The 6,574-nt window shown below is 73.9% G+C and carries 4 protein-coding genes; 1 reads left to right on the plus strand and 3 read right to left on the minus strand.

Annotated features, from left to right (window positions below):
* Positions 1–66 precede the first annotated feature (66 nt).
* Positions 67–1,287: an MFS transporter gene (locus tag C6N75_RS23055; RefSeq protein WP_105870812.1), complete on the plus strand. Its 1,221-nt coding sequence runs from the start codon at positions 67–69 to the stop codon at positions 1,285–1,287.
* Positions 1,288–1,308: 21 nt separating this feature from the next.
* On the opposite strand, the gene C6N75_RS23060 is transcribed toward C6N75_RS23055, so the two are convergent.
* From C6N75_RS23060 to mfd, 3 genes are all read right to left on the minus strand, one after another.
* Positions 1,309–2,082 carry an HNH endonuclease family protein gene (locus tag C6N75_RS23060; protein WP_105870813.1) on the minus strand — a complete coding sequence of 258 codons (774 nt, stop codon included), beginning with the start codon at positions 2,080–2,082 and terminating at the stop codon, positions 1,309–1,311.
* 275 nt (positions 2,083–2,357) lie between these two features.
* On the minus strand, positions 2,358–2,783 hold the full coding sequence (locus C6N75_RS23065; RefSeq protein WP_258177561.1) for a subtilase-type protease inhibitor: 426 nt from the start codon (positions 2,781–2,783) through the stop codon (positions 2,358–2,360).
* A 231-nt stretch (positions 2,784–3,014) separates the two neighbouring features.
* Positions 3,015–6,545 carry a transcription-repair coupling factor gene (mfd, locus tag C6N75_RS23070; protein ID WP_105870815.1) on the minus strand — a complete coding sequence of 1,177 codons (3,531 nt, stop codon included), beginning with the start codon at positions 6,543–6,545 and terminating at the stop codon, positions 3,015–3,017.
* Between the last annotated feature and the right edge of the window lie 29 nt (positions 6,546–6,574).

A 6,574-nucleotide genomic window follows, 5' to 3' on the forward strand; every position in this document is an offset into this window, starting at 1 on the left:
CGGTTCACCCTTAAGCCGGACGCTACATCGATTGGCGGCCCGCGCGGTGTGCCGTGGACTGCTCCCATGTGGACCTGGACAACCCGGCCGCCCGCCGCCGACGCCCCCGTACGCACCGGGCCGAGCTCCCCGCTGACCCTGCTGCTCGCCCTGATCTGCGCGGTCGCCGTGGGCAACCTCTACTTCCCGCAGGCCGTCGTCCCGCTGATCGCCGAGCGGCTGGCCACCACCCCGGACGCCGCCGCGCTGGTGGTGACCGCCACGCAGATCGGCTACACCGCCGGGATGTTCCTGCTCGTCCCGCTGGGCGACCGCGTCCCCGCCCGCCCCCTGCTCCTCACCCTCCTCACCCTCACCGCCCTCGGCCTGCTGGCCGCGGGCGCGGCCCCCAGCCTGCCGGTGCTGGTGGCGGCCGGCGGCTTCACCGGGTTCACCACCGTGGCCGCGCAGGTGGTCAGCCCGCTGGCGGCCGGACTGGCCGAGCCGGGCAGCCGCGGGGCCGTCCTCGGCACCCTCCTGGCCGGCTCGATCGGCGGCATGCTGCTGGCCCGCACCTTCGGCGGCGCGCTCGGCGAGTGGCTCGGCTGGCGGGCCCCCTACCTGGCCGCCGCCCCCGTCGTCCTGCTCCTCACCCTCGCCGTCGCCCGCGCCCTGCCCGCCACCGCCCCGGCCTCCCGGCTGACCTACCCCGCCCTCCTCGCCGAACCGCTGCGCCTGCTGCGCGCCGAACCGGCGCTGCGCCGCTCCTGCCTCTACCAGGCGTGCGTCTTCGGCGGCTTCTCCGCCGTGTGGACCAGCGTGGCGCTGCTGCTGACCGGCCCGGCGTACGGCATGGGCGCGCAGGCCGTCGGGCTGCTGGCCCTGGTCGGCGCCGGCACCATGCTCGTCACCCGCCCGGCCGGCCGGCTGGTCGACCGCCACGGCCCCGACCGGGTCACCCTGCTCTGCCTGCTCGGCGCGCTGGCCTCGGCGGCCCTCCTGCTCCCCGGCGCCCGCGGCGGCCTGCCCGGCCTGGCCGCCCTGCTGGCCGGCACCCTGCTCCTCGACGTCGCCATGCAGTCCGGCACCATCGCCAACCACGCCCGGGTCTACGCCCTGCGCCCCGACGCCCGCAGCCGCCTCAACACCGCCTACATGACCTGCGCCTACCTCGGCGGCGCGGCCGGCTCCTGGCTCGGCGTGCACGCCTACGCCCTGGCGGGCTGGCCCGGCGTCTGCGCCCTGCTGGCCCTGCTCGCCCTCCTGGCCACCGCCCGGCACGCGGCGGCGGTACGGAGCCGCGGATGATCTCCCGTACCGCATCCGGGGTCAGCCCCCGCACTGCTCCAGCATCGTCTCCTTGTCCGCCGTCGTCACGGGCAGCTCGTACTTCAGCGCCACCTGCGCGAAGCGCACGGCGTACGAGCAGCGGACGCCCTTGCTCGGCGGCAGCCAGGACGCCGGGCCGGAGTCGCGCTTGGCCGAGTTGGCGGACCCGTCCACCGGGAGCAGGTTGAGGGTGTCGTTGGCCAACTGCCGCCGCTTGGACTCGTTCCAGCGGGCCGCGCCCAGTTGCCAGGCGTACGACAGCGGGATGACGTGGTCTATCTGGACCTCGGCGGCGTCCGCCTTCTTCCAGGCGATCTCCTTGCCGGTGTACGGGTCGGCCAGCGTCATCGACACCACCACGCAGTCCGACCCCTTGCGGAACGCGACCTTCTGGCCGTCCCGCTTCAGCAGGTCGTTCCTGGTGTCGCACCCGTTGCGCGCCAGCGGTACGCCGTCGGCCGTGTCCATCCAGGCGTAGCCGAACTCGTCCCGGTCGTAGCCGGTCCTGGGCCCGCGCCCCTTGGTCGCCACCTTCCCGATCAGCTCCCGCGCCTTCTTCTCGTCCGCCCCCGAGGACAGCGCCGCGAGACCGGGCCGGGTGCCCTCCGGGTTGTCGAGCGGACTGGCCGCCCGCCCGTCCCCGGGCACACCGGGCGCCGCGTCCGTGGCGCCCGGGTCCTCGATCGCGGGGATCGCCTCGCAACCGGCGAGCAGACAAGCGGCCGCGAGAGCGGCGACGGGCACAGCCGTTCGTGGGGTGGACATGTCCCGCATGGTAGGGGGCGGGGCCAAGTGCCGGACAGCTCGCAGGTGGTGTCCGCGAACCGGCCCGGAGCCTCCCGGTCGAGGGCCCGCGGCGTGGAGCGGAGGCGGACCCGAGTCCGGGACGACGTGACCGTGTGGGAGGACCGGTTCCAGCCGCAGCAGCGGAGTCTCGGCGTCCCACCGGACGCCGAGCATCACCAGTGCGACGAGGCCACTCGGTCGGTGCCTCCGCCGCGCCCGCGCCACCGTTTCTCCCCGCCCCGGGCCCGGGGCGGGGAGAAGCCTCAGAAGCTGGTCAGGGGGCCGTAGGCGCCTCGTACGCAGTCGTTGGAGAAGGAGCGGGCCTCGTCGACGCGACGGCCTTGCCAGACCCCCTGGAGGGTGACGGTGACGGGGCGCAGGTCGAGGGTGCAGGACGTGCCGGTGTCCTGGAGCCCGGAGAGCCTGCCGTCGGCCTGTCGGAGGGCGTCACAGGCGCCCGCCGGCCGCGGGTGCGTTCCGGCGGGGACGTAGGCACAGGTCAGGGTGACGGCTCGCTGCGGCGCCGAGGACAGGGCGGTGGCTCCGTCGTTGAGCGTCAGGACCAGCGCGGAGGGCGCGTACGGCGACCGGGCGGGCGGGCGCTGCTCCGGGGCCGCGGCGCCCGCGGCGGTGGCGCCTACGGTGGCGAGGGTCAGCGCGGCGGCGACGGCGGCGATACGGGATTTCACGGGACTCGTTCCTCCTGGCGAACAGGGTGAAGCGGGCCGCGTCCACGTCCGGTGGGCGGGCACCGACGAGTGTCCCCACCCGCCGGGCCGCCCGTCCGCCGAACGCGTGCCGTCCACCCCCCGCACACCGGAAGTCATCCGATCCTCTTGTCGCATGAGCGGATCGGGGAGGGCCGGACCGCCGGCCCTCCCCGCGAGGTCACCCGCGAGGACAGAAGCCGAGGGTGGAGCTCAGGAGCCGAGGATGGAGGTCAGGAACTCCCCCGTCCAGGCGAGGAGTTCGCGGCCGACGACGGGCTTGCCGCCGATCTTTCCGGCGGTGGGGCGGGGGACCAGGATCTGCCGGGTGGGGGCCTTGATGACGGTGCGCGGGTAGAGCCGCTTGAGGCGCAGCTCCTGGGACTCGCGCAGCTCGACGGGGCCGAAGCGGACGTTGGGGCCCTGGAGGACGATCTCGCCGACGCCGCAGGCGCGGGCCAGCATGCGCAGGCCGGCGACCAGCAGGAGGTTCTCCACCGGCTCGGGCAGCTTGCCGTAGCGGTCGGTCAGTTCCTCGCGTACCGCCTTGACGTCCTCCTCGGTGTTGGCCGAGGCGATCGCGCGGTACGCCTGGAGGCGCAGCCGCTCGCCGGGGGCGTAGTCGTGCGGGACGTGCGCGTCGACCGGAAGCTCGATCTTGACCTCCAGGGGCGGCTCCTCCTCCACGCCGCCTTCCAGGGAGGCCCGGTAGTCGGCCACGGCCTCGCCGACCATGCGCACGTACAGGTCGAAGCCGACACCGGCGATGTGGCCGGACTGCTCGCCGCCCAGCAGATTGCCCGCGCCGCGGATCTCCAGGTCCTTCATCGCCACGTACATGCCCGCGCCCATCTCGGTGTGCTGGGCGATGGTGGCCAGCCGCTCGTGCGCCGTCTCGGTGAGCGGCTTCTCCGGCGGGTAGAGGAAGTAGGCGTAGCCGCGCTCCCGGCCGCGGCCCACCCGGCCGCGCAACTGGTGCAGTTGGGAGAGGCCGAAGTTGTCGCCGCGCTCCACGATCAGGGTGTTGGCGTTGGAGATGTCGATGCCGGACTCCACGATCGTGGTGGAGACCAGCACGTCGTAGCGCTTCTCCCAGAAGTCGACCACGACCTGCTCCAGCGCCTGTTCCGACATCTGGCCGTGGGCGGTGGCGATGCGCGCCTCGGGGACGATCTCGCGCAGCCGGGCGGCGGCCCGGTCGATGGACTCGACCCGGTTGTGGATGTAGAACACCTGCCCCTCGCGGAGCAATTCGCGGCGCAGGGCCGCGCCGATCTGCTTCTCCTCGTAGGGGCCGACGAAGGTCAGGACCGGGTGCCGCTCCTCGGGCGGAGTGGTGATCGTGGACATCTCGCGGATGCCGGTGACCGCCATCTCCAGGGTGCGCGGGATGGGGGTCGCGGACATGGTGAGCACGTCCACGTTGGCCCGCAGCTTCTTGAGCTGCTCCTTGTGCTCGACGCCGAAGCGCTGCTCCTCGTCGACGATGACCAGGCCCAGGTCCTTGAACTTGGTCTCGGAGGAGAACAGGCGGTGGGTGCCGATGACGATGTCGACGGAGCCGTCCCGCAGCCCTTCGAGGGTGGCCTTGGCCTCGGTGTCGGTCTGGAAGCGGGACAGCGCCCGGACCTTGACCGGGAACTGCGAGTACCGCTCGGAGAAGGTGCCGAAGTGCTGCTGCACCAGGAGCGTGGTGGGGACGAGGACGGCGACCTGCTTGCCGTCCTGCACCGCCTTGAACGCGGCCCGCACCGCGATCTCCGTCTTGCCGTAGCCGACGTCGCCGCAGATCAGCCGGTCCATCGGGACCGTCTTCTCCATGTCCTCCTTGACCTCGGCGATGGTGGAGAGCTGGTCGGGGGTCTCCGCGTACGGGAAGGCGTCCTCCAGCTCGCGCTGCCAGGGGGTGTCCGGGGCGAAGGCGTGGCCGGGGGCCGCCATCCGCGCCGAGTACAGCTTGATCAGGTCGGCGGCGATCTCCTTGACCGCCTTCTTCGCGCGCGCCTTGGTCTTCGTCCAGTCCGCGCCGCCGAGCCGGTGCAGGGTCGGGGCCTCGCCGCCGACGTACTTGGTGACCTGCTCCAACTGGTCGGTGGGGATGTACAGCCGGTCGCCGGGCTGGCCGCGCTTGGCCGGGGCGTACTCCACCAGCAGGTACTCGCGGGTGGCGCCCTGCACGGTGCGCTGCACCATCTCGATGTACCGGCCCACGCCGTGCTGCTCGTGCACGATGTAGTCGCCGGCTTCCAGGGTGAGCGGGTCGATGGTCTTGCGGCGCCGGGCCGGCATCCGGCCGCCGTCCTTGCCGGCCGCCTTCTGGCCGGAGAGGTCGGTCTCGGTGAGGACCGCCAGCTTCAGGCCCGGGTCGACGAAGCCGTGGTCGATGGAGCCGCAGGAGACGTGGACGAGGGAGGGGGAGATCTCGCCCAGGTCGCGGTCGAGGCGGGCGGGGACGCCCTCGCCGCCGAGGACCTCGACGGTGCGGGAGGCCGGGCCGTGCGCCTCGGTGACGAACACCGTGCGCCAGCCCTCGGCCAGCCAGCCCTTGGTGTCGGCGAGGGCGCGGGCGGTGTCGCCCCGGTAGGTCTCCGGGGCGCGCATGCCGAGGGTGACGGTGTCCTCGTCCAGTTCCTCGTCGGCGGCGAACGGCGACACCGACCACCACATCATGCCCAGCTCACGGGCCCGGTCCCGGACGTCCGCGATGCCCCACAGGGACGCCGCGCCGACATCGATGGGGGCCTCGCCGCCGCCCGCGGTGGCGGCCCAGGACGCCTGGAGGAACTCCTGGCTGGTGGCCACCAGGTCGGCGGCCCGGGTGCGCACCCGCTCCGGGTCGCACACCACCGCCATGGAGCCGGCCGGCAGCACGTCCAGCAGCAGCTCCATCTCGTCCACCAGCACCGGGGCGAGGGACTCCATGCCCTCCACCGCGATGCCCTCGGCGATCTTGCCCAGCAGCTCGCCCAGCTCCGGGTGCGCCTCGGCGAGCGCGGCGGCCCGGCCGCGCACCTCCTCGGTGAGCAGCAGCTCGCGGCAGGGCGGCGCCCACAGGCCGTGCTCGGCGACCTCCAGGGAGCGCTGGTCGGCGACCTTGAAGTAACGGATCTCCTCGACGTCGTCGCCCCAGAACTCCACCCGCAGCGGATGCTCCTCGGTGGGCGGGAAGACGTCCAGGATGCCGCCGCGCACGGCGAACTCGCCGCGCTTCTCCACCAGCTCCACCCGGGCGTACGCGGCCGCGGCCAGCCCCTGCACGACCTGCTCCAGGTCGGCCTGCTGCCCGGTGCGCAGGGCCACCGGCTCCAGCTCGCCCAACCCCTTGACCTGCGGCTGGAGGACGGAGCGGATGGGGGCGACGACGACGGAGACCGGGCCGGTGGCCGGGTCGTCGGCGGAGGGGTGCGCCAGCCGGCGCAGCACGGCGAGGCGGCGTCCCACGGTGTCCGAGCGCGGGGAGAGCCGCTCGTGCGGCAGCGTCTCCCAGGACGGGAACTCCGCCACCCCGTCCGGATCGAGGAGCGTGCGCAGGGCGGCCGCCAGGTCCTCGGCCTCGCGCCCGGTGGCGGTCACCGCCAGCACCGGGCGCCCGGCGTCCCGGGCCAGCGCCGCGATGGCGAAGGGCCGGGCGGCCGGCGGACCGACCAGGTCCACCTGCGGCCGGCGGCCGTCGGCGGCGGCCTTCACCGCGTCGGCGAGGGCGGGGTCCTTGACGACGGCGTCGAGCAGACCGTGCAAGCTCATGGAGGGCGTCCATCCGGGGAGGTGCGGGG

The sequence above is a fragment of the Streptomyces solincola genome (assembly GCF_002982015.1).
GTDB lineage: Bacteria > Actinomycetota > Actinomycetes > Streptomycetales > Streptomycetaceae > Streptomyces > Streptomyces solincola.